Origin of the sequence: Streptomyces tsukubensis (assembly GCF_003932715.1) — a bacterium.
Lineage (GTDB): Bacteria > Actinomycetota > Actinomycetes > Streptomycetales > Streptomycetaceae > Streptomyces > Streptomyces tsukubensis.
This window is the reverse complement of record NZ_CP020700.1, coordinates 3,657,997-3,681,651: the sequence shown is the minus strand read 5'-3', so window position 1 is coordinate 3,681,651 and position 23,655 is coordinate 3,657,997. Positions and strand designations below refer to the sequence as shown.

The 23,655-nt window shown below is 68.6% G+C and carries 14 protein-coding genes, 3 rRNA genes and 2 pseudogenes; 11 read left to right on the top strand and 8 right to left on the bottom strand.

Features of this window, described 5'->3' with window-relative positions; translation table 11 throughout:
- Positions 1 to 33: 33 nt before the first annotated feature.
- Together B7R87_RS14720 and B7R87_RS14715 are read left to right on the top strand one after the other, a co-directional pair.
- A complete protein-coding gene (locus B7R87_RS14720; RefSeq protein WP_006348284.1) occupies positions 34 to 1,236 on the top strand; it encodes a sensor histidine kinase in 1,203 nt (400 codons plus the stop codon).
- Positions 1,233 to 1,907: a response regulator gene (locus tag B7R87_RS14715; RefSeq protein WP_006348285.1), complete on the top strand. Its 675-nt coding sequence runs from the start codon at positions 1,233 to 1,235 to the stop codon at positions 1,905 to 1,907. Before B7R87_RS14720 ends, B7R87_RS14715 begins: the two co-directional genes overlap by 4 nt.
- A gap of 11 nt (positions 1,908 to 1,918) precedes the next feature.
- On the opposite strand, the pseudogene B7R87_RS33575 reads toward B7R87_RS14715, so the two are convergent.
- Positions 1,919 to 2,218: pseudogene (locus B7R87_RS33575) on the bottom strand (MarR family transcriptional regulator); the annotation flags it as partial.
- On the opposite strand from B7R87_RS33575, the pseudogene B7R87_RS14710 reads away from it, so the two are divergent.
- The 3 genes and pseudogenes from B7R87_RS14710 to B7R87_RS14700 all read left to right on the top strand — a co-directional run.
- Positions 2,210 to 2,665: pseudogene (locus B7R87_RS14710) on the top strand (DUF4097 family beta strand repeat-containing protein); the annotation flags it as partial. The pseudogenes B7R87_RS33575 and B7R87_RS14710 sit on opposite strands and share 9 nt — an antisense overlap.
- A 182-nt stretch (positions 2,666 to 2,847) precedes the next feature.
- On the top strand, positions 2,848 to 3,543 hold the full coding sequence (locus B7R87_RS14705) for a DUF998 domain-containing protein (RefSeq protein WP_006348288.1): 696 nt from the start codon (positions 2,848 to 2,850) through the stop codon (positions 3,541 to 3,543).
- Between the two features lie 109 nt (positions 3,544 to 3,652).
- Positions 3,653 to 4,249 (top strand): dihydrofolate reductase family protein, encoded by a 597-nt coding sequence (locus B7R87_RS14700; protein ID WP_006348289.1) that lies wholly within the window; start codon positions 3,653 to 3,655, stop codon positions 4,247 to 4,249.
- 88 nt (positions 4,250 to 4,337) lie between these two features.
- On the opposite strand, the gene B7R87_RS14695 is transcribed toward B7R87_RS14700, so the two are convergent.
- Both B7R87_RS14695 and B7R87_RS14690 read right to left on the bottom strand, forming a co-directional pair.
- A complete protein-coding gene (locus B7R87_RS14695; protein WP_078902269.1) occupies positions 4,338 to 6,629 on the bottom strand; it encodes a sigma-70 family RNA polymerase sigma factor in 2,292 nt (763 codons plus the stop codon).
- A gap of 531 nt (positions 6,630 to 7,160) precedes the next feature.
- Positions 7,161 to 8,036, bottom strand: coding sequence for a TetR/AcrR family transcriptional regulator (locus B7R87_RS14690; RefSeq protein ID WP_006348291.1), 876 nt, complete (start codon positions 8,034 to 8,036; stop codon positions 7,161 to 7,163).
- 326 nt (positions 8,037 to 8,362) lie between these two features.
- Here B7R87_RS14690 and B7R87_RS14685 point away from each other — a divergent pair, with 326 nt between their 5' ends.
- Both B7R87_RS14685 and B7R87_RS14680 read left to right on the top strand, forming a co-directional pair.
- Positions 8,363 to 9,868: an NAD(P)/FAD-dependent oxidoreductase gene (locus B7R87_RS14685; protein ID WP_006348292.1), complete on the top strand. Its 1,506-nt coding sequence runs from the start codon at positions 8,363 to 8,365 to the stop codon at positions 9,866 to 9,868.
- 174 nt (positions 9,869 to 10,042) lie between these two features.
- Positions 10,043 to 11,836 (top strand): ATP-binding SpoIIE family protein phosphatase, encoded by a 1,794-nt coding sequence (locus B7R87_RS14680; RefSeq protein WP_130585007.1) that lies wholly within the window; start codon positions 10,043 to 10,045, stop codon positions 11,834 to 11,836.
- Between the two features lie 9 nt (positions 11,837 to 11,845).
- Here the strand turns inward: B7R87_RS14680 and B7R87_RS14675 are convergent, their stop codons facing one another.
- Complete coding sequence (locus tag B7R87_RS14675) at positions 11,846 to 13,144, bottom strand: MFS transporter (RefSeq protein WP_006348294.1); 1,299 nt, start codon at positions 13,142 to 13,144, stop codon at positions 11,846 to 11,848.
- 134 nt (positions 13,145 to 13,278) lie between these two features.
- On the opposite strand from B7R87_RS14675, the gene B7R87_RS14670 reads away from it, so the two are divergent.
- From B7R87_RS14670 to rrf, 4 genes are all read left to right on the top strand, one after another.
- A complete protein-coding gene (locus B7R87_RS14670; RefSeq protein WP_045852990.1) occupies positions 13,279 to 13,866 on the top strand; it encodes a MarR family winged helix-turn-helix transcriptional regulator in 588 nt (195 codons plus the stop codon).
- 634 nt (positions 13,867 to 14,500) lie between these two features.
- Positions 14,501 to 16,031: ribosomal RNA gene (locus tag B7R87_RS14665) — 16S ribosomal RNA — on the top strand.
- A 310-nt stretch (positions 16,032 to 16,341) separates the two neighbouring features.
- Positions 16,342 to 19,469, top strand: a 23S ribosomal RNA gene (locus B7R87_RS14660).
- Positions 19,470 to 19,541: 72 nt separating this feature from the next.
- Positions 19,542 to 19,658: ribosomal RNA gene (gene rrf, locus B7R87_RS14655) — 5S ribosomal RNA — on the top strand.
- Together the 16S, 23S and 5S rRNA genes form the textbook arrangement of a ribosomal RNA operon.
- Before the next feature lie 103 nt (positions 19,659 to 19,761).
- On the opposite strand, the gene B7R87_RS14650 is transcribed toward rrf, so the two are convergent.
- From B7R87_RS14650 to B7R87_RS14635, 4 genes are read right to left on the bottom strand one after another with little or no spacing between them, the layout of a single operon-like run.
- Positions 19,762 to 20,436, bottom strand: coding sequence for a response regulator (locus B7R87_RS14650; RefSeq protein WP_006348296.1), 675 nt, complete (start codon positions 20,434 to 20,436; stop codon positions 19,762 to 19,764).
- Positions 20,433 to 21,821 carry a sensor histidine kinase gene (locus tag B7R87_RS14645; protein ID WP_391118618.1) on the bottom strand — a complete coding sequence of 463 codons (1,389 nt, stop codon included), beginning with the start codon at positions 21,819 to 21,821 and terminating at the stop codon, positions 20,433 to 20,435. The genes B7R87_RS14650 and B7R87_RS14645 overlap by 4 nt, the downstream gene beginning before the upstream one ends.
- Positions 21,822 to 21,846: 25 nt before the next feature.
- On the bottom strand, positions 21,847 to 22,644 hold the full coding sequence (locus tag B7R87_RS14640) for an ABC transporter permease subunit (protein WP_006348298.1): 798 nt from the start codon (positions 22,642 to 22,644) through the stop codon (positions 21,847 to 21,849).
- Positions 22,641 to 23,651 carry an ATP-binding cassette domain-containing protein gene (locus B7R87_RS14635; protein WP_006348299.1) on the bottom strand — a complete coding sequence of 337 codons (1,011 nt, stop codon included), beginning with the start codon at positions 23,649 to 23,651 and terminating at the stop codon, positions 22,641 to 22,643. The genes B7R87_RS14640 and B7R87_RS14635 overlap by 4 nt, the downstream gene beginning before the upstream one ends.
- Positions 23,652 to 23,655: the final 4 nt, after the last annotated feature.

Here is a 23,655-nt window from a genome sequence, read left to right as displayed (position 1 = left end):
CCCCCTGCACCGAACCGTCCCTATGATCCCGGCATGACCGTCGAACCGCAGCCCCGCACCGCCCGCCCGCGGCGCCCCGGGCCGACCGCGGTGACCGCCCTGAGCTGGGCCGGGGCCCTCGCGTACCCCGTACTCCTGTATTTCGCCGTCCGCAACGAGCCGGAGCTCACCGGCACCCGGCTGCTGCCGTCACTGCTGCTGGCCGTGCTGCCGTTCCCGCTGCTGAGGCGGCGGCCGCTGCCCGCCCTGGCGCTGATGCTGACCGGCTCGTTCACCGCGCTGCTGGCCGCGGATCGACAGCCGCTGCCGTGGCCGGCCCCCGGATCGCCGCAGACGGCGCAGTTCGGCTACCTCCAGGCCCTGCTGACCGATATCGCCGTCGCCTGCATCGCCGCAGGCCGGCCGCGCCGCACCGCGGCCGCCGCCGCGGTCATGACCTTCGCCGTCCAGGTGGCGGCCGTATTCCACCAGCGCGCCGGATCGGAACTCCTCGTCTCCCACCTGCTCCTTCTCACCCTGGTTCTCGCCCTCGCCTGGATGACCGGCTCCATGGTCCGCGAACGGCGCGACCACGCCGAGACGGTACGCACCCAGACGGCGGCGCAGGCGGTGATGGCGGAGCGGCTGCGGATCGCCCGCGAACTGCACGACATGGTCGCCCACAGCATCGGGATCATCGCCATCCAGGCGGGCACCGGCCGCCGGGTCATCGACACCCAGCCCGACGAGGCCCGGAAGGCGCTCGCCGTCATCGAGACCACCAGCCGCGACACCCTCGCCGGGCTGCGGCGCATGCTGGGCGCGCTGCGCAGAGCCGATCCGGAGGGCGTACCGCTGACCACCGCACCCGGGCTCGGGGACCTGGAACGGCTGGCGGAGATCACGGGCGACGGCGGGGTACGGGTCGACCTCGACCGGCGGGGCGAGCACCGGGAGCTGCCCGCCGAGGTCGAACTCTCCGCGTTCCGCATCGTCCAGGAGGCCGTCACCAACGTGGTGCGCCACGCGGGCGCCGACCGGTGCCGTGTCGTCGTCGACTACCGGGAGGACGAACTCCTCGTGGAGATCACCGACGACGGGCGGGGCGCGGCGGCGGCCACGGCGGGCTCCGGATACGGCCTCACCGGCATGCGGGAACGGGCCGTACTGCTCCACGGCAGATTCACCGCCGGGCCCCGGCCCGACGGCGGTTTCCGGGTGACGGCCGCCCTGCCGGTCCCGGCGGCCCGGTCATGACCGCCGCGCCGGTACGGATACTCCTCGTCGACGACCAGCCCCTGGTCCGCGCCGGACTGCGGGTCCTGATCGCCGACCACGGCGATCTGGAGATCGTGGGGGAGGCGGGCACCGGCGACGAAGCCGTCCGGCTCACCGCCCGGCTCCGGCCCGATGTCGTCGTCATGGACATCCGGATGCCCGGCACGAACGGCATCGACGCGACGGCGCTCATCACCGGGGCCCCGGATCCGGTGGACACCAGGGTCCTGGTCCTGACGACCTTCGACGACGACGAGTACGTGTACGGCGCGCTGCGCGCGGGCGCGTCCGGGTTCCTGGTGAAGGACATGGACATGGACGACATCCTCGCGGCGATCCGGGTGGTCGCCGCGGGAGACGCCCTGATCGCGCCGAGCGTGACCCGGCGCCTGATCGAAGAGTTCGCCGCCCGCCCCGCCGCACCACCCGGAGCAGCGGCAACGCCCCTGACCGGCATCACCGGGCGGGAGCGGGAGGTGCTGGTCCTGGTGGGCCGCGGACTGTCGAACGCGGAGATCGCGGCGGAGCTGTTCATCACCCCGGCGACGGTGAAGGCCCATGTGGGCCGGCTCCTGACGAAGCTGGCGGCCCGCGACCGTATCCAGCTGGTCATCCACGCCTATGACCACGGCCTGGTCGCACCCCGCTAGGTCGTCTCTTTTCAGGTCGCTTCGGCGGTGCCGTCCGGAGGCGTCGCGGTGCTGGTGTGGAGGACCTCGCGGGCCTGCTCCGCGGCCTGCATCAGCGCTTCGCTGACGAAGTCGAGGAAGCGGGCGGCGTTTTCGAGGCGGTTCGCGGCCGGGGTGCCGCGGCCGAGGACACCGACGCCCTGCCGCGCGGTCTCGATGAACCGGTCGTTGGCCCGGGCGCTGCGGCGCATCGCCTCGTACCAGAGGTCGTCGTCGACGGCGTAGCGCTCGCGGCGGCGTCCGTCGCGGGCCCGGCGGAGAAGCAGGGCCCCGGCCCCTCCGGAGCCGTCGAGGTGACGGTCAAACTGCCCGCCGGTTCCCGGGTCGAGGCCAAGACGGCCGGAGCCGAACTCCGTACCGTCGGCCGCCTCGGCGACATCGCCTTCGACGGCGCGTACCACCAGGTCAAGCTGGACGAGGCCGCAAGCCTCCGCCTCACCGCGGTCGACGGCGATGTCGAGGTCGGCCGGCTGGGCGGGGCCGCGGAGATCAGCACGGCGAGGGGCGACATCCGGATCGCCGAGGCCCTGGGCGGCACGGTCGTGCTCGGCACCCGGTCCGGCGACATCACGGTCGCCGCCGCCTCCGGCGTATCGGCCGCCTTGGACGCCGCCACCACCTACGGCCGGGTCAGCAACACCCTCAAGAACAACGGCACGGCCGAACTCGACATCCGCGCCACCACCTCCCACGGCGACATCACCACCCGCAGCCTCTGACCTGCTCCCCCCGGCGGGTCCCGGCCGAACGGGTCACCGGAGCACAGCGGGCACGCGGCGGCCGATGCGACAGAGACACAGGCATTCCCACACAGGCATTCCCTGTCGCATCGGTGGATCGACGCAGGGGTGAGCCCCACGGAAAGAGTCCGAGGCCCGCCCGCCCCTCGAAGGAGCCCGCCGTGACCACCACCACCCGCCCCCCGCGCACCGCAGCCACCACCGGCCGGGCCCGTACCGCCGTCCACTCCAACGCGACCGACACCCGTACGCTGCTCGCCTGCGCAGCCGTCGCCGGTCCGCTGTGGGTGGCCGTGTCGGTCGCCCAGGTACTCACCCGTGAGGGTTTCGAACCGACCCGGCACCCGCTCAGCCAGTTGGCCACCGGCTCACTGGGCTGGCTGCAGATCACCAACTTCGTCATCGCCGGGATTCTGGCCACCGCGGGTGCGACCGGGCTGCGGCGGGTCATGCGGGGGACGGCCGGCGGTGTCGCGGTGCCACGGCTGGTCCGGACGATCGGCGTCGGCATGATCGCCGCCGGGCTGCTGACGATGGACCCCGCGGACGGTTTCCCCGTGGGTACGCCGGACGGCATCCCGGAGTCGATGAGCTGGCACGCCTACGGGCATATGGCCGCCGGGTCGGTCACCTTCTTCTCACTGATCGCCGCCGGGTATCTGCTCGGCCGGCACTTCTCCCGGCTGGGGAACCGGCGGCTGGCCGTCGTCTGCCGCGTCGCCGCCACCGTGAAGCTGACCGGTGACGCCTGGGCCATGAGCGGCGGCGCGGCCGGCCCCGTGACCATAGCCACCGGCACGACCGTGATGTTCGCCCTGCTCGCGTACGTCGCCCTGCACTACCGCCGCACCGCCTGAGACATCGCCCGCCGGATGCGATGACCGGTCATCGACCGAGCAACCAAGCAACCAAGCCACCACGTAACCGAGTAACGCAAGTAACCAAGCAAGGAAGCGAGACAGTTCGATGCGTATTGTGCTGGGAGAATTCGTCAGCCTGGACGGGGTCATGCAGGCTCCGGGCGGCCCGGACGAGGACACCGACGGAGGATTCGCCCACGGCGGCTGGACGCACCCGTTCTTCGACCCGGAGGTGATGGGCGGCGCCCTCGCCGAATGGGCCGCCGACACCGATGCGCTGCTCTACGGGCGCCGCACCTGGCAGGTCATGGCCGCCGCGTGGCCCGGGCGGGCGGGTGACCCCTTCGCCGACCATATGAACTCGGTCGCCAAGTACGTCGTCTCCAGCACCCTGGAAGACTCCGATCTGACCTGGAACAACACCACCCTCATCCCCGGGGACCAGGCGCTGGAGCAGATCCGGAAGCTCCGCGGAACCGAGGGCCGGGACCTGGCGGTGATGGGCAGCCTGTCGCTCGCCCGCACCCTCCTGGCCGAAGGGCTGGTCGACGAGCTCCGACTCATGATCATGCCGGTGCTGCTCGGCGGCGGGAAGACGATCTACCCGGACGACGGCGGACTGCGCCCGCTTGAGCTGGTCTCGTCCGTGGTCAGCGGCACGGGTGTGCATGTGTGCACCTACCGGCCGGTGACCGCGGCGTAGTCCGGGACCGGAATCGGGCCCGGGGCAGGGTCGGTACGGCGCGGTCGGGTACGCACCCGGCCGCGCCGTTCTTGCGCGCCCGCAGGGCCTACCGGCAGACGATCTTTGACGCCGCCCAGTCCCCCAGCGCCGCCCCGTCCCAGTGGGAGTACGGTTCGACGACCAGGCGCAGCTTCTTGCGGCCGTCCAGCGGGACCTGCACCGGGACCGCGGGTTCGCCGCCGCGCAGGACCGGCGAACGCCATAGCAGGGCCCCGTCCGCGTAGACGGAGAACGTCATCGCACCGCGCCCCAGGGTCAGATCGTCCACCCCGGCCATGGCCGAGTACGTGGTGCACGGCCGGTTCAGGTTGATCGTCACGGAGGAACGCGACCGCACGGTGACCCCGTGCGCATACTCCTGGCCACCGATCCGCAGCCCCCACCGCTGCCAGAGCCAGCTGCTCTCCCCGATCGCGACCTCCGGCCCCGTGCCGTCGCCGAAGACGCTGTATTTGAGGCGGTTGAGCTGGTAATCGCGGGGTGGGGCGGGGGGTTTGGGCGTCGGCTTGGGGCTCGCCTTCGACGGGCTGGGCCTCGGCTCGGGCGGAGTGGCCGCGGGCGGCTTCGGCCGGGGCTTCGGCGGGGTCGCGGACGGTGAGGGCACCGGCTCGGGCTTCGGCTTCGGTTTTACGGCCGGTTTCGGCACGGGCCGTTCGGGCTCGGGCACCACCGGTGCCGGTTCGGGCTTCGGAGCGGGCGGTTTGGGGTCCTGCGGCACCGGGGTGACGGACCGGGCCACCGACGGCTTCGCCGCGGGCTTCGCGGGCGCGGGATCCCCGGCGAACGCCCACACCAGACCCGCGGCCGTGGCGACGGCGAGCGCCGCACCGATGCCGACCTTCGCCGGGGCGCCGAGCCCCTCCGATGCGGCCGCTCCTCCCGCCGCCGCCCCGGCAGCTCCGGCGCCCGCTCCTCCGGACGCGCCCACGCCGGTCGCCGCCGCGGCGGCACCCGCCCCGGCCGCGCCGACTGCTCCTCCGGCGACGACGCCCGCCGCCTTGAGCGAATAGCCCGCGGCGAACCAGCCGATGACCGCGACCGGCAGCAGCGCCGGGATCCCGGCGTTGACGTGCTTCAGCTCACCCGCCGCCAGCCGGCACTTCGCGCACTCCTCCAGATGCTTGCGCAGCCCCCGCTCGGCCCGCATCCGCAGCCCGCCGCGGGCATAGGCCCCCAGCCGGTCGGCGTAGCGGGCACAGTCCCCGCCGGAGGTCAGCGCCGAACTGACATGGGCCTGCAGATAGGCCTGTTTGAGGCCTTCCCGGGCCCGGCTCGCCAGCACCGCCGTCGCGTTCGCGGTCAGCCCGAACAGCGGCGCCACCTCGCTCGGCGACTCCTCCTCGACGGTGGTGTGCCACAGCACCGCCTGCCAGCGCTCCGGGAGCGAACGGAACGCCTGCATCGCCAGGGACCGTTCCGCCTCGTGCATGGCCCGGACATCCGCGCCGAGTTCCGCCGTACGGTCGGGCGAGCCCTCCGTGCTCCGGGCGGCCTCCGTCGCGAACAGCGCGAAATCCTCGACGAGTTGTTCCCGCTTGGCACTGTTCGTCCAGGTCGCGGCCACGCGCCGGACCGTCGTCATCAGATAGGCCCGTACCGCGTACTCGGGGCCCGCTCCGGACCGGACCGCCTGGAGGGTCCTGGCGAACACCTCGGCCGTCAGATCGTCCGCGGTGTGCGAGTCCCGGCAGCAGGTCCGTGCATACCGGCGCACCGGTTCCGAGTGCCGCCGGAACAGCTCCTCGTACGCCCCGTCGTCGCCGCTCCGCATCCGGGCGATCAGATCCGCGTCGGACGGCGGGGTATCCCGCGGCGGCGGCAGTACGGAACCGCTCACCCCGCCCTCGCGCTGCGACGGCACCGCGTGACTTTCGCTCCCTGCCCCCGAACCACCCGTACGAGTGGTTCCCGAAGGGCTCCCCGCCCCCGGAACGGAGTCCGCCCAGCCCGTGTCCTCCGCATCGTCGGCACGGACACCGCTGGTGCCCTGGGCGGGCACGGAAGGCCCGGCCCCGCCCGCACCCGTGCTCTGATCGCCCCGCGCGGGCGTCCCGCTCCATCCGGCCCCGGGCCACAGCCCACCGGGCCCGCCCTGCCCTGGCACCTGACCCGACAACTGCCCCGGCCCGTGCCCCGACGCCTGCTCGGGCCCCGCGCCCTGCCCGGGGACCTGCCCCGACGCACCCCCCGCCGCCTGCTCCGGGACCTGCCCCGACAGCTGACCGGACCCCGGTTCCTCGCCCTGGAACTGCTCGGGCACCTGCCGCGGGGGCAGCGCGCCGCCCTCGGCGTCTTCGGCGCCGCCGCCGGGGGCGTTACCGCGCCCGTCACCGCTCATCGAGGAAGCCTTCGTCGAGGAAGCCCTCGTTCATCGCGGACGCTCCCGTCAGCACGCTCAGACTCGAACACCGAGCCAGCGTGCCATACGGTGTCGGCGCCGACGGACGCCGCTTTGCGCCAACCACTCATCCGGGGAGTTCCGTCGAATCCGTGCGCTAAGAGCCGTTCCTCCCGGAGTGTGCATCAACCATCGGGCGCCCGGGCCGGACAGAGCGGCCGACCGGCGCAACGGGCACATCCGAACGGCGCACCGTCACCGCCCGACGGCGCACAACGGACCGTCAAATGCCCCGGCGCCGACGGCAGCACCAGCCGGCCCGCGGCGCGTAACGGCCGGGACAGCCCGCTGCCGCGCCCAGTCGAACCGCGGCCGCCCATACGCCCCCGAAGGCCGATCAGCCCCGGCCATGCGGCGCACTGCCGTCCGGCCCGCGGAAACCGGCTCCGGGAAACCCCCGGAGCCCACCGGAAGCCCGGACCCCGGAGGAGTCCGCGCCCGGGGCCGGACCACAGCCGCACGCCGAACCGCCTACCTCGGGCGCAGGCCCTCCAGCAGAATGTCCAGCAGCCGTGCCGACGCCGCCGCCTGCTGGGCCGGATCCGGCAGCGCCGGAGCCGCCGTGGCGATCACCAGCAGCACATCCGCCACCGTCACATCGCCCCGCAGCTCACCCGCCGCCCGCGCACGGTCGACCAACTGCCCGACGACTTCAAGCAGATCGGCCGCCCCGGCATCGTCCGCCCCCGGCAGCGACGAGCCCGCCGATAGCGCAGCCCCCGGAACCGGCGCCCCGGACCGCTGCTCGACGACCCGCAGCTCACCACCGACGATCCCCGCGGCGGCAACACCGGGAACGGCGTCGACCGCCCGCTGATGCGGCACCCGCGTCTGGTCCCGCCCCTCGGCGGAAACACCGGCGGCGGCTGCCTCCTCCTCGGCGGGATCCACCCCCACCCGCAGCACCTGCGGCGGAAGGAGCCGCCCCGCGCCCGACGCCACCGACGTCCGCAGGAACCGGGAGAGCGCCGACCAGGGCTCCTCCTCCTGGCCCAGCGCCGTCCGCGCCTGATCGGTCAGCCGGGAGGTCTCCTCCTCGGCTATTCGCCGCACCAGGACGTCCTTACTGGGAAAGCGGCGATACACCGTCCCCACACCCACCCTGGCCCGGCGCGCCACATCCTCCATCGGCGCGCCGTAACCCAGCTCGCCGAAGACTTCACGCGCGGCCCGCAGCACATGCTCCAGATTCCGCTGCGCATCGACCCTGAGGGGCGCCGAGCGGCTGGCCCCGCCCGTCCCCGGCCGCCCGTTCGCGTCCGTCGTACCCAGATGAACGCCCGGCACGCCATGCCCCTCAGTGGTCGGTGAGACGGCGGCCTGCCAGTGCGAATCCTGAATGGTCATACCTGTTCCCCCGGTCACTGTGTCTCCCCCCGGAGACCTCCCCACTTTGGTCAGCCGGAGTACCGCGTCCCCGCACCCCGACGAGGTACGAACATAGTTGAGCCCGGGTCAATTCAGAAGGGGGTAGTTCCGCACGGAGCGCCCCCCGATCGGAGCAAGGACCTGAACGCTCCCGTTTGCGCCCCCGCACGCCACCCCGCCCGCCGCCCCTGACCTGGGCACCTTCCCCGCCTTCCGTAACCCGTCCGGCACTCCGCCGCCGCCCGCCTCCGGTCACACAATTTGCCGGGCCTGTGGACAAACGACGGGACCCGATGCCTCATGGGATGGTGACGGCTGCACATTCCCGGGGCGAGACCCCCGGCACCCCGCAGAAGAACCGCTTCACCGGACCGGCGCGCGGCACCCGTGTCCTCGTCGCGGGCGGCGGCTATGTCGGGATGTATACGGCGCTGCACCTCCAGAAGCTGCTCAGACCCGAGCTGGCCCGCGGCGACGTCGAGATCCTCGTGGTCTCCCACGACCCCTATATGACCTACCAGCCGTTCCTCCCCGAGGCCGCCGCGGGCTCCATCTCGCCCCGCCACGTCGTCGTCCCCCTCCGGCGGGTCCTCGACAAATGCGCCATCCTCATCGGCGAGATCACCGCCGTGACCCACGCCAAGCGCACGGCGACCGTCTCCACCCTCGCCACCGCCGAAGAGGGCACCGGCGCCGTGGAGATCCCGTACGACCACCTCGTGATCGCACCGGGCTCCATCTCCCGCACCCTCCCCGTCCCCGGCCTCGCCGACTACGGCATCGGCTTCAAGACCGTGGAAGAGGCCATCGGCCTGCGCAACCACGTCATCGAGCAGATGGACATCGCCTCCTCCACCCGCGACCCCGCGATCCGCGCCGCCGCCCTCACCTTCGTCTTCGTCGGCGGCGGCTACGCGGGCGTCGAGGCCCTCGGCGAACTGGAGGACATGGCCCGCTACACGGCCCGCTACTACCACAACGTCAAGCCCGAGGACCTGAGATGGGTCCTCGTCGAGGCCAGCGACCGGATCCTCCCCGAGGTCGGTGAGGAGATGGGCCGCTACGCCATCCGCGAGCTGCGCCGCCGCAATATCGACGTACGGCTGGAAACCCGCCTCGACTCCTGCGAGAACCGGCTCGTCGTCCTCAGCGACGGCAGCCGCTTCCCGTCCCGGACCATCGTCTGGACCGCAGGCGTCAAACCCGCCCCCGTCCTCGCCGCCACCGACCTGCCCCTCAACGACCGCGGCCGGCTGCGCTGCACCCCCGAACTCCGCGTCGAGGGCACCGACCGGGCCTGGGCCGCCGGAGACGCCGCGGCCGTCCCCGACGTCACCTCCGCCGAACCCGGCGCGCTCTGCGCCCCCAACGCCCAGCACGCCGTCCGCCAGGCCAAGGTCCTCGCCGAGAACATCGCCGCGTCCCTGCACGACCGCCCGGCGAAGGAGTACGCCCACAAGTACGTGGGCTCCGTCGCCTCCCTCGGCCTCCACAAGGGCGTCGCCTATGTATACGGAAGGAAGCTGAAGGGGTACCCCGCCTGGTTCATGCACCGCGTCTACCACCTCAGCCGCATGCCGACCCTCAACCGCAAGGCACGCATCCTCGGTGAATGGCTGCTCTCCGGACTCTTCAAACGGGAGATCGTCTCCCTCGGCTCCCTCGAACACCCGCGCGCCGAATTCGCGCTCGCCGCCGGAGCCACCCCCGGCCGGACCCCGGAGAAGGGCCCCGGCACCACAAGAAACACCGACACCAAGCGCACCGAGAACACCGGCGACACCGGGTCCCCCGGTCCGGAGCAGGACTGACGCACCGCACCCGTACCGCACCCGTACGACACCGGCCGATCGCCCGGTCGACATCCGGCCGACACCGGCGGTCAGTCCCTTCGGCCACACTGGACGTGTGACCATAGGTGGGCTCACATCTGCACAGAGTGACCCTCGTGACCCTTGGCGACAATCTTTGAGGCTAGAACGTCAGTGAACTTCACGCGATGGAGCGCACGGCTCCCCGGGACGCAGCGCCGCGCCGCGGCGCGCAGGACCGACCGCGGACTCTCCCTCTCCCCCCGCCCGCCCCGCCGGGGCGAGGGCAGAGCGGACGACCGGGGCGAGGAGACCCCCGGCGCCCGCCCCCACCCCCACGACGAGGGCGCGGTCCCCGCCGCCCGGGCCGACGGCCCGCCGGCCCCGGACACCGCCCCGGACCGCCCGGCCGACCCCGAGCCCCCCGCCCTGGAGGACTTCCCGGTCCGGGAACTGCTCGGCCGCCTCCCCGGTCTCGTCGCCCTGCTGTACGGCCCCGAGCACCGCATCGCCTACGTCAACGACGCCTACACCGCGGCCTTCGGCCCCCGCCCCCTCGGCAGCCCCGCCGCCGACACCTGCCCCGAACTGGCCGACCTCGGCCTCAACCCGCTCATCGACCAGGTGCTGCGCAGCGGAACGCCCCGTACCGTCAAATCCCGCAAGGTCCACTCCGGCGGCTCCTACACGGTCACCTGCATCCCCGTCGACCACCCCACGACCGACGGTGACGACGACGGCGACGGCGATCCGACCGGCCCCGGCGGGGTGGTGGTCTTCGCCGCCGACGTCACCGACCACGCCGAAGCCGCCGAACGCCTCCGCGCCAGCGAACGCCGCCAGCGCGCCACCGCCGTTACCCTCCAGCGCTCCCTGCTTCCCCAGAAACTGGAACAGCCCGACGACCTCACCGTCGCCGCCACCTACCAGCCCGGCGGCGAGGACGCGGCCGTCGGCGGCGACTGGTACGACGTGATCACCCTCGGCGGCGGACGCACCGCCCTCGTCATCGGCGATGTGATGGGCCGCGGGGTGCGCGCCGCCGCCGTCATGGGCCAGCTGCGCACCGCCGTCCGCGCCTACGCCCGCCTCGACCTGCCCCCGCACGAAGTGCTCCAGCTCCTCGACGGACTGGCCTCCGAAATCGACGCCAGCCAGATCGCGACCTGCGTCTACGCCGTCCACGACCCCAACGAGGAAAGACTGGTCTACGCCTCCGCAGGCCACCTTCCGATCCTCGTCCGGCACGAGGACGGCACGGTCCACCGCGCCGCCAACCCCACCGGACCCCCGCTCGGCACCGGAGGCTGGTTCTACACCTCGGGCACCATCGGCCTGCCGCCCGGCTCCGGCGCCGTCCTCTATACGGACGGTCTGGTGGAGCGGCGCGACGAGGACATCGACGAAGGCGTCGCCGCCCTCGAACGCGCCCTGTCGGGCGCCACCGGAACCCCGCAGATCGTCTGCGACCGCCTGATCCGCGCCATGGGCATCACCGCCGACCACGACGACGACGTCGCCGTCCTCTTCGTCCAGCACCCCGCCCGCTCCGGCACGGCCGCCGAACTCTTCCACAACGCGGCCCTCGACCTGCTCGGCGGCATCGAGGCGGCCCCGCGCGCCCGCGCCTTCGCCTCCGGAGTCCTCGCCTCCTGGCGCTTCTCACCGGAGCTGCACGATCTGGGCGTCCTGGCCACCAGCGAACTGGTCGCCAACTCCCTCCAGCACGGCACCCCGCCCATGAAGCTGCGGCTGCGCCGCACCGACCGGCGGCTGATCATCGAGGTCACCGACGGCGACGACCACCTCCCGCGGCGCCGCCGCGCGGAGACCGAGGACGAAACGGGCCGCGGTATCTCGATCATCGCGGCCATCGCCTCCAACTGGGGAAGCCGCCGTACTCCCGGCGGCGGCAAGGCGGTCTGGTGCGAGTTCGCCCTCCCGGCACCCGCACCGACCGCCTCCTGACGGCGACCGTCAGGCCGCCGTGCCGATCTTCTCGGCCTTCTCGGCCTTCTCACCCGGCGTGTACTGAGCCACCACCCGCGACGGCGTCGCCACGAGCATCGGCTGATTCTGTACGGGGGTGAGCATCCGCCCCAGCCGTACCGCCAGCACCGTGACCGCCAGCGAGAAGAGCACGAACGTCACGATGTACGGAGCGTGGAGCGCGGCCCCCATGGGCCCGCCGATCGCCGGCCCCAGCGCCAGCGCCAACTGCTTGACCAGTGCGAACGCCGAGTTGTACTGGCCGACCATCGACTCCGGCGCAAGATCGACCACCAGCGGTGCCACGGTCGGCGCGAGCATCGCCTCACCCAGCCCGAAGAGGGCGTACGTGGAGATGAACGCGGCCGTCGCCATCGCCTGGCTGGTCGCGCCGAGCCCCGCGTAACCCGCGATGGCCCAGGCCACGGCCCAGATCAGACCCACCGCGGCTATCACCCGGGTCCGCTTGTAGCGGTCGACGTACTTCAGGATCACGAACTGCGCGATACCGATCACCGCGGTGTTCGCGGCCAGCGCCGTACCGAACATCGACGGCTCGATACCGGCGGCCTCCGTGCCGTAGGCGGAGAGCCCCGACTCGAACTGCCCGTAGACCGCGAAGAACAGGATGAAGCCCAGGACCAGCAGCTTCACCATCGCCTTGTCCTGCAGCAGCACCTTGAAGCCGCCGCCCTTGGCGCCCTCGGCGGCCGCACCGGCCACCGGCTGCGGACGGGCCAGCTTCACGGACACGATGATCGCGGCCAGCACGAGGAACATCACGGCCTCGATGCTGAAGAGCAGGGTGAAGCTGCTCGCCCGGCTCTTGTCGACGATATTGCCGCCGATCAGACCACCGAGCCCCAGCCCGATGTTCTGCAGGAAGAACTGGAAGGCGAAGGCGCGGGTCCGGGCGTGTGCCTCCGAAGCCCAGACGATCATCGTCGCGAGCGCGGGCTGCGCCACCGCCGTACCGGCGCCGAGCAGCGCGGCCGACAGCATCACGGTCACGATGTTCGTGGAGAGCCCGAACAGCACCGCACCGACGGCGGCCACCACCGAGGCGCCGACCACCACGGGCTTCGGCCCGCGCCGGTCGATCACCCGTCCGACGAACGGCAGGGCGATCAGGGCGGCCAGGGCGAACACGCCGATGACGAGACCACCCGCCGTCGTCCCCAGATCACGTGTGTAGGCCACGTAGATGTAGAGGAACGGCACCGTAAAACCGAGTCCGAACGCGCTCAGCGCGCTACCTGCCTGGATCCGGCGCATCGCCGCGCCCATCTGCCTGGCCACACTCACCTGCCTTGTTAGCTCTGAAGGACTGAAGCCTGAAGACTTCAACAGTAAAGTTAGAGCCTTAACAATACATGTCGAAGGACTTCAATGCCAATGAACGGCGTGCCATACTGCGGCGTATGCCTACCGCGACCCCCGAGGGCCCTGCCGTGACCGGCCAGGACGCCGCCGCCGCGCCGCAGGAGCCGACCCTCGACGAGCAGATCGCCGCCTACCAGCGGGAGTACGGAGAGCTCGATCCCCAGGTCGAACAGGTCGTCTCGGCCCTCGGTCGGCTCAACCGCCGGATGAACGTCGCGTACGGCCGCCAGGTCGCCGCCCTCGGCATCAGCAATGCCGAGTGGGAGGTCCTCAAGAGCCTGGTCCTGGCCGGCAGCCCCTATCGGATGGGCCCCGGCGAACTGGCCAAGCGCCTTGGCCTCACCCCGGCCGCCATGACCCACCGCATCGACCGCATGGCGAGCGAAGGCCTGGTCACCCGCGACCGCGACGAGAACAACCGCGTACGCGTGATCGTCGAGCTGACGGACGAGGGCCGTACGAAGTGGCTGGAGGCCATGCGGATGGCCAGCGCCTTCGAGGAAGACCTGCTCTGCGATCTCACCGGTGCGGAGCGCGGGGTCCTCGGTGAACTGCTCATCCGGCTCCTGCGCCGGGTCGAGCACGCCCAGCCCGACGCGGGCGGCCGGCTGACCGACCTGGACTGATCCACCGCGTTCCCCGCCCGGAACAGGCAGGGAACAGGCAGGGAACGGACGGGAACAGGCCAGTCAGTTGGCCGGATGGCGGATGTTTGGCGAACCGGCGCCACGGGAAGTTGACACGCCCTTCATGCGCTCGTAAGGTTCCTCAAGTTGTCGCGGACCGGAACGGTTCTGCGGCAGCCACTCCCGCCGCGAAAGCGGCACCCAAACTCAGCACGATCCCCGGATGGGGTGGATATCGGCATGCCGAAATCCATTGCGAAAGACTCGATTATGAGTCGGACGGGAAATCCGCTAGAGTTTGAAACGTCGGAACGGCCGCAGGGCCGGAAAGACAAACCCGAGTTTCGACCGGGAATCAGGCCCGAAAGGATCTGATAGAGTCGGAAACGCAAGACCGAAGGGAAAAGCCCGGAGGGCCTGGTGAAAAGGGCCTGAAGGAAGCGTCCGTTCCTTGAGAACTCAACAGCGTGCCAAAAATCAACGCCAGATTAGTTGATACCCCGTTCCCGAGCCCTTGTGGCTGGGGGATGAGGTTCCTTTGAAGAAACACATACAGCGAGGACGCTGTGGACGGTCGGATTATTCCTCCGGCTGTCCCGCTCTCGTGATGTGTCGACCCGATTACGGGTAAACATTCACGGAGAGTTTGATCCTGGCTCAGGACGAACGCTGGCGGCGTGCTTAACACATGCAAGTCGAACGATGAAGCCGCTTCGGTGGTGGATTAGTGGCGAACGGGTGAGTAACACGTGGGCAATCTGCCCTGCACTCTGGGACAAGCCCTGGAAACGGGGTCTAATACCGGATAATACCTTCGGGGGCATCCTTGAAGGTTGAAAGCTCCGGCGGTGCAGGATGAGCCCGCGGCCTATCAGCTTGTTGGTGGGGTGATGGCCTACCAAGGCGACGACGGGTAGCCGGCCTGAGAGGGCGACCGGCCACACTGGGACTGAGACACGGCCCAGACTCCTACGGGAGGCAGCAGTGGGGAATATTGCACAATGGGCGAAAGCCTGATGCAGCGACGCCGCGTGAGGGATGACGGCCTTCGGGTTGTAAACCTCTTTCAGCAGGGAAGAAGCGAGAGTGACGGTACCTGCAGAAGAAGCGCCGGCTAACTACGTGCCAGCAGCCGCGGTAATACGTAGGGCGCAAGCGTTGTCCGGAATTATTGGGCGTAAAGAGCTCGTAGGCGGCTTGTCACGTCGGGTGTGAAAGCCCGGGGCTTAACCCCGGGTCTGCATTCGATACGGGCAGGCTAGAGTGTGGTAGGGGAGATCGGAATTCCTGGTGTAGCGGTGAAATGCGCAGATATCAGGAGGAACACCGGTGGCGAAGGCGGATCTCTGGGCCATTACTGACGCTGAGGAGCGAAAGCGTGGGGAGCGAACAGGATTAGATACCCTGGTAGTCCACGCCGTAAACGTTGGGAACTAGGTGTTGGCGACATTCCACGTCGTCGGTGCCGCAGCTAACGCATTAAGTTCCCCGCCTGGGGAGTACGGCCGCAAGGCTAAAACTCAAAGGAATTGACGGGGGCCCGCACAAGCAGCGGAGCATGTGGCTTAATTCGACGCAACGCGAAGAACCTTACCAAGGCTTGACATACACCGGAAAGCATTAGAGATAGTGCCCCCCTTGTGGTCGGTGTACAGGTGGTGCATGGCTGTCGTCAGCTCGTGTCGTGAGATGTTGGGTTAAGTCCCGCAACGAGCGCAACCCTTGTCCCGTGTTGCCAGCAAGCCCCCTTGTGGGGTGTTGGGGACTCACGGGAGACCGCCGGGGTCAACTCGGAGGAAGGTGGGGACGACGTCAAGTCATCATGCCCCTTATGTCTTGGGCTGCACACGTGCTACAATGGCCGGTACAAAGAGCTGCGATGCCGTGAGGCGGAGCGAATCTCAAAAAGCCGGTCTCAGTTCGGATTGGGGTCTGCAACTCGACCCCATGAAGTCGGAGTTGCTAGTAATCGCAGATCAGCATTGCTGCGGTGAATACGTTCCCGGGCCTTGTACACACCGCCCGTCACGTCACGAAAGTCGGTAACACCCGAAGCCGGTGGCCCAACCCCTTGTGGGAGGGAGCTGTCGAAGGTGGGACTGGCGATTGGGACGAAGTCGTAACAAGGTAGCCGTACCGGAAGGTGCGGCTGGATCACCTCCTTTCTAAGGAGCACTTCTTGCCGGTTTTTGCCGGTCAGGGGCCAGTACACCGGCGAGTGTCCGGTGCTGGTTGCTCATGGGTGGAACGTTGATTATTCGGCACACGGTCATGGTTGACAGGGTGAGTACTGCTTCGGCGTGGAAAGCTTCTGGGGATCATGGTCGGGTGTTGGGCGCGCTGTTGGGTGTCTGAGGGCACGGACGAGAGTCTGAGTGTCTTCGGTGCCGGCCCCGGTGTTCCTGCCACGTTGGTGGTGGGGTGACGGGTGGCTGGTCGTTGTTTGAGAACTGCACAGTGGACGCGAGCATCTGTGGCCAAGTTTTTAAGGGCGCACGGTGGATGCCTTGGCACCAGGAACCGATGAAGGACGTGGGAGGCCACGATAGTCCCCGGGGAGTCGTCAACCAGGCTTTGATCCGGGGGTTTCCGAATGGGGAAACCCGGCAGTCGTCATGGGCTGTCACCCGCTGCTGAACACATAGGCAGTGTGGAGGGAACGAGGGGAAGTGAAACATCTCAGTACCCTCAGGAAGAGAAAACAACCGTGATTCCGGGAGTAGTGGCGAGCGAAACCGGATGAGGCCAAACCGTATGCGTGTGATACCCGGCAGGGGTTGCGTATGCGGGGTTGTGGGATCTCTTTTCTGCGGTCTGCCGGCCGTGGGACGAGTCAGAAACCGTATGGATAGGCGAAGGGCATGCGAAAGGCCCGGCGTAGAGGGTAAGACCCCCGTAGCTGAAATTCATGCGGCTCGTTTAAGAGACACCCAAGTAGCACGGGGCCCGAGAAATCCCGTGTGAATCTGGCGGGACCACCCGTTAAGCCTAAATATTCCCTGGTGACCGATAGCGGATAGTACCGTGAGGGAATGGTGAAAAGTACCGCGGGAGCGGAGTGAAATAGTACCTGAAACCGTGTGCCTACAAGCCGTGGGAGCGTCGGAGCGTGAGGTTTGCCTTGCGTTCTCGTGACTGCGTGCCTTTTGAAGAATGAGCCTGCGAGTTTGCGGTGTGTTGCGAGGTTAACCCGTGTGGGGAAGCCGTAGCGAAAGCGAGTCCGAATAGGGCGATTTAGTAGCGCGCTCAAGACCCGAAGCGGAGTGATCTAGCCATGGGCAGGTTGAAGCGGCTGTAAGAGGTCGTGGAGGACCGAACCCACCAGGGTTGAAAACCTGGGGGATGACCTGTGGTTAGGGGTGAAAGGCCAATCAAACTCCGTGATAGCTGGTTCTCCCCGAAATGCATTTAGGTGCAGCGTCGTGTGTTTCTTGCCGGAGGTAGAGCACTGGATAGGCGATGGGCCCTACCGGGTTACTGACCTTAGCCAAACTCCGAATGCCGGTAAGTGAGAGCGCGGCAGTGAGACTGTGGGGGATAAGCTCCATGGTCGAGAGGGAAACAGCCCAGAGCATCGACTAAGGCCCCTAAGCGTACGCTAAGTGGGAAAGGATGTGGAGTCGCAGAGACAACCAGGAGGTTGGCTTAGAAGCAGCCACCCTTGAAAGAGTGCGTAATAGCTCACTGGTCAAGTGATTCCGCGCCGACAATGTAGCGGGGCTCAAGCGTACCGCCGAAGTCGTGTCAATCCAGCAATAGGGCCAACGCCCGTTGGGTTGGGTAGGGGAGCGTCGTGTGCCGGGTGAAGCCGCCGCGTAAGCGAGTGGTGGATGGTACACGAGTGAGAATGCAGGCATGAGTAGCGATACACACGTGGGAAACGTGTGCGCCGATTGACTAAGGGTTCCTGGGTCAAGCTGATCTGCCCAGGGTAAGTCGGGACCTAAGGCGAGGCCGACAGGCGTAGTCGATGGACAACCGGTTGATATTCCGGTACCCGCTTTGAAGCGCCCAGTATCGAATCCTCTGATGCTAAGGCCGTGAAGCCGCCTTTGATCTCTTCGGAGTGATGGGGAGTGGTGGAGCCGCTGAACCGAGGTGGTAGTAGGTAAGTGATGGGGTGACGCAGGAAGGTAGTCCAGCCCGGGCGGTGGTTGTCCCGGGGTAAGGGTGTAGCCCGTGTGGTAGGTAAATCCGTCACACATTAAGGGTGAGACCTGATGCCGAGCCGATTGTGGTGAAGTGGATGATCCTATGCTGTCGAGAAAAGCCTCTAGCGAGTTTCAAGGCGGCCCGTACCCTAAACCGACTCAGGTGGTCAGGTAGAGAATACCGAGGCGTTCGGGTGAACTATGGTTAAGGAACTCGGCAAAATGCCCCCGTAACTTCGGGAGAAGGGGGGCCATTCCTGGTGATCGTCTTTACGATGTGAGCTGGGGGTGGCCGCAGAGACCAGCGAGAAGCGACTGTTTACTAAAAACACAGGTCCGTGCGAAGCCGTAAGGCGATGTATACGGACTGACGCCTGCCCGGTGCTGGAACGTTAAGGGGACCGGTTAGTGACCTTTCGGGGTTGCGAAGCTGAGAACTTAAGCGCCAGTAAACGGCGGTGGTAACTATAACCATCCTAAGGTAGCGAAATTCCTTGTCGGGTAAGTTCCGACCTGCACGAATGGCGTAACGACTTCTCGACTGTCTCAACCATAGGCCCGGTGAAATTGCACTACGAGTAAAGATGCTCGTTTCGCGCAGCAGGACGGAAAGACCCCGGGACCTTTACTACAGTTTGATATTGGTGTTCGGTTCGGCTTGTGTAGGATAGGTGGGAGACTTTGAAGCGGCCACGCCAGTGGTTGTGGAGTCGTTGTTGAAATACCACTCTGGTCGTGCTGGATGTCTAACCTGGGTCCGTGATCCGGATCAGGGACAGTGTCTGATGGGTAGTTTAACTGGGGCGGTTGCCTCCTAAAGAGTAACGGAGGCGCCCAAAGGTTCCCTCAGCCTGGTTGGTAATCAGGTGTTGAGTGTAAGTGCACAAGGGAGCTTGACTGTGAGACCGACGGGTCGAGCAGGGACGAAAGTCGGGACTAGTGATCCGGCGGTGGCTTGTGGAAGCGCCGTCGCTCAACGGATAAAAGGTACCCCGGGGATAACAGGCTGATCTTCCCCAAGAGTCCATATCGACGGGATGGTTTGGCACCTCGATGTCGGCTCGTCGCATCCTGGGGCTGGAGTCGGTCCCAAGGGTTGGGCTGTTCGCCCATTAAAGCGGTACGCGAGCTGGGTTTAGAACGTCGTGAGACAGTTCGGTCCCTATCCGCTGTGCGCGTAGGAGTCTTGAGAAGGGCTGTCCCTAGTACGAGAGGACCGGGACGGACGAACCTCTGGTGTGCCAGTTGTCCTGCCAAGGGCATGGCTGGTTGGCTACGTTCGGAAAGGATAACCGCTGAAAGCATCTAAGCGGGAAGCCTGCTTCGAGATGAGGACTCCCACCCCCTTTGAGGGGTTAAGGCTCCCAGTAGACGACTGGGTTGATAGGCCGGATCTGGAAGCCAGGTAACTGGTGGAGGTGACCGGTACTAATAGGCCGAGGGCTTGTCCATATTTGCTCGCGTCCACTGTGTTAGTTCTGAGGCAACGACCGTGTTGATTCCGGTTTGTTTGTTTCATAGTGTTTCGGTGGTTATTGCGTTAGGGAAACGCCCGGTTACATTCCGAACCCGGAAGCTAAGCCTTTCAGCGCCGATGGTACTGCAGGGGGGACCCTGTGGGAGAGTAGGACGCCGCCGAACAATTTTTGATGGGAAGGCCCCGCACATTGTGCGGGGCCTTTCTGCATTTCCGGACAGATATTTCGGACCGGGCCCCTTTCCCAGGAGAGGGGCCCGGTCCGGGTTACCGGGGGCGGACCAGCTGGGTGTCGTAGGCGAGGATGACGGCCTGGACCCGGTCGCGGGCGCCCGTCTTCGCCAGAATGCGCGATACATGGGTCTTCACCGTGGACTCCGCCAACTGGAAGCGGGTCGCGATCTCCGTATTCGTCCAGCCCTGGCCGACGACCGTGAGGATCTCCCGTTCCCGTTCCGTCAGGGACGCGATTCTGGTGTCCGGAGCAGCCGGGGCGTCCGGGCCGGTGTCTCCGGCCGGTAGTCGGTGGGCGTAGGTGTCGAGCAGCCGGCGGGTGAGGCTCGGGGCGACGACGGCATCACCGGAGGCCACCGCACGGATCCCGGCGAGCAGCTCCTCGGGATAGGCGTCCTTGATGAGAAAACCCGAGGCGCCGGAGCGCAGGGCGTCGTACGCGTACTCGTCGAGGTCGAACGTGGTCAGAATCAGCACCCGGGTGCGGTCGCCGGTGGCGACGATCCTGCGGGTGGCCTCGATACCGTCCAGACCCGGCATACGGATATCCATCAGGACGACATCGGGATGGAGGCCGGCCGCCAGCCGGACGGCCTCGGAGCCGTTCGCGGCCTCCCCGACGACGGTCATATCGTCCTGACTCTCCAGCAGCATCCGGAATCCGAAACGCTGCATGGGCTGGTCGTCGGTGATGAGCACGGTGGTCATGCGGAGCCCTTGTCGCGAACGGGAACGGGAACGGGAACGGGAGGCGGGACGGGAAGGCGGAGGCGGACGCGCCAGCCGCCGCCCGGCAGCGGGCCGGAGTCGAGTGTTCCGTCGTAGAGGGCCGCGCGTTCCCGCATGCCCGTGAGGCCCCGGCCACCGCTCTGCGGCCGGGTGGTGGAGGGCGGGCCCGTATCGGTGACGGTGACGGTCAGGACCCCGGGGGTATGGGCCAGCTCGACGGCGGCCGTGGTGCCGGGCGGGGTGTGCTTGAGGGCGTTGGTCAGGGCTTCCTGCACGATCCGGTAGACCGTGAGCTGCTGTCCCGCGGGCAGCGGAGCCCCGGGGCCGTGGACGGTCGTACGGACCGGGAGCCCGGCCGCCCGGACGCCTTCGATCAGGCGGTCCAGGTCGGTGAGGGCGGGCTGCGGGGCCCGGTCGCCGCCGCCGGAGCCGGAGTGCGGGCCGGGAGAGTCCTCGCGCAGGACGCCCAGGACCCGGCGCAGCTCCGTGAGCGCGCCGCGGCTGGTGTCGGCGATTGCGTCGAGGGCCTGGGCCGCCCGCTCGGGCGATGCGGCGGCCGCGTACCGCCCGCCGTCCGCGAGTCCCGTGATCACCGACAGGTTGTGGCCGATGATGTCGTGCATCTCCCGGGCGATCCGGGTGCGTTCGGCGGCGGTGGCGAGCCGGGCCTGCTGGTCGCGTTCGACTTCGAGCCGCCGGGCGCGTTCGACGAGGGAGGCGGTGTACTCCTTGCGGGAGCGGACGGCGATGCCGAGCAGGGCGACCATGAGGAGGGCGTACAGCGGTGGGACGATCGTCTGGTCCCAACTGCCCACCGGATGGCGTACGGCGCCGATCGCCAGCGGTACCGAGAGCACTCCGAGGACCAGGGCGAGCGTCCGCAGGGGCAGCCGCAGGGCGATGCCGTAGAAGACGACCATCTGGAGAAGCGCGGCCTGGAGTTGGGCGCCCGTCCAGGCGTTGAGCAGGAGGAAGGGCAGCATCAGCAGCAGTGCCCCGAGGGGGCGGCTGCGGCGGATCAGCAGAGGGGCCGCGAAACCGGCGGACATGGCCACCACCAGCCAGAGCGGGACCGTGTCGTTGTTGCCGGGGATACGGCGCCAGCCGCCGCTGCTAATGTCGATGAGGGCGGCCGTCAGCCAGAAGCCGGTGAGGGCGGTGTCCCAGACCCAGGGCCGCCGGGTGTCGAAGGACCGGATCCGGTGGGTGAGGCGGATCAGGAGAAGGGTGGCCGGGTGCCGGCTGTCCGGCCGTTCGGGAGTCCCGGGGCCGTACGCCGTACCGGTGGGGGCCGGGGGACACGTACCGCGTCCGCCCGGGCCCCGGCCCCGTATCCGGCCTGCTTCTCCCTGTTCCCCCGTCACCCCGCCATCCTCGTACGGCCACAGGTCATACGTCACGCCGCTTCAGCAGGGCCGCCGCCGAGACCAGGAAGGCCGCTGCCCACAGCACGAGGGCGAGCAGGGCCTCCCCGGGCGCGGCCGCATCGGCCGCGGGCCGCGCGGTGTTGAGGGAGTTGAAGGACTCGGCGGGGAAGTAGTCGACGAGGTCGTCCACGATGTCGTACGGAAGCATCGTCAGAACGCTCGGCAGGATCAGGATCAGGGCGATGAATCCGCCGATGGCGCCCGGGACGGAGCGGACGAGGGCCCCGATGCCCAGGGCGATCACGGCCAGCAGGGTCAGCCCGGCGGCGCTGCCGAGGAGCGCGCGCAGGATGCCGGGATCGCCGAGGGAGGCGGCCTGGTCGGTGTCGGCGTAGAACGCCTGCGCGGCGAAGAAGGTGACGAAGGCGGTAGTCAGGGTGGTGGCGAGGACGACCGCCCCGAAGACCGCGGTCTTCGCCCACAGCACCGGTGTCCGGCGGGGGACCGCGGTCAGCGAGGAGCGGACCAGGCCCGTCGAGTACTCCCCGGCGGTGACGAGGATGCCGAGGACGGCGAGCGCGATCAGGGCGAACTGGAAGCCGACCAGGGTCAGGAAGACGGTGTCCATATCGGAGTCGTCGCCGCCGTTCTCGTAGGTGGCGCCGATCGCGACCCCGAGGCCGATCGTGGAGACGACGGCGGTCAGCAGGGTGATCCAGGTGGAGCGGACCGTCCACAGCTTGTGCCATTCGGCGCGCAGGACCCGGGCGCTGGTCAGACGGTAAGCGGCCGCGGGGGCCGTGGGGGCGGCGGTGCTCATGCAGGGATTCCTTCCGGGGCGGCGGGCGCGGCGGCGGGGCTGCCCGCCTGGTATTCGACGGAGGTCCGCGTGAGGTCCATGAAGGCCTGTTCCAGGGAGGCGGCCTGCGGGGTGAGTTCGTACAGCGGGAGGGAGTGCGCGGCCGCGGTGCGGCCGATGTGCTCCGCTTCGGTGCCCTGCACGGTCAGCGTTCCCGGGGTGTCCGATGCGATCCGGATTCCGGGGCCGGTCAGCAGTCCGGCGAGCCTGGTGGCCTCGGGGGTGACGACCTTCACCGAGGCCGTGCCCGCGGTGCGGACGAAGTCGGTGACGGTCGTGTCGGCGAGAAGCCGGCCGCGGCCGATGATGACGAGATGGTCGGCGGTCAGTGCCGTTTCGCTCATCAGATGGGAGGAGACGAGGACGGTACGGCCTTCGGCGGCCAGGGACTTCAGCAGATTCCGCATCCACAGCACGCCTTCGGGGTCGAGGCCGTTGACGGGTTCGTCGAGGACCACGGTCGCCGGGTCGCCGAGGAGGGCGGCGGCGATACCGAGGCGCTGCCCCATGCCGAGGCTGAAACCCTTGACGCGCCGGTCGGCGGCCTCGGTGAGTCCGGTGAGGTCCAGGACTTCGGTGACCCGGCGGGGCGGGATGCCATGGGTGTGGGCCAGGGCCGTCAGATGGTTGCGGGCGCTGCGGCCGGGGTGGACGGAGCGGGCTTCGAGGAGGGCGCCGACCTCGGTGAGCGGTGCCCGGTGGTCGGCGTAGGCCCGGCCGCCGACGGTGGCCCGGCCCGAGGTGGGCGCGTCCAGGCCGAGGATCATGCGCATCGTGGTCGACTTGCCGGCCCCGTTGGGGCCGAGGAAACCGGTGACGCTGCCGGGGCGGACGGTGAAGCTGAGGTCGTCGACGACGGTCTTCGTACGGGAAGAAGTACGGGAAGAGGTGGGGGAAGGGGTACGGGAGCGGCCGGGGCGGCGCCCTCGGCCGCCGTACCGCTTGGTGAGTCCCTGGGCTTCGATCATATGA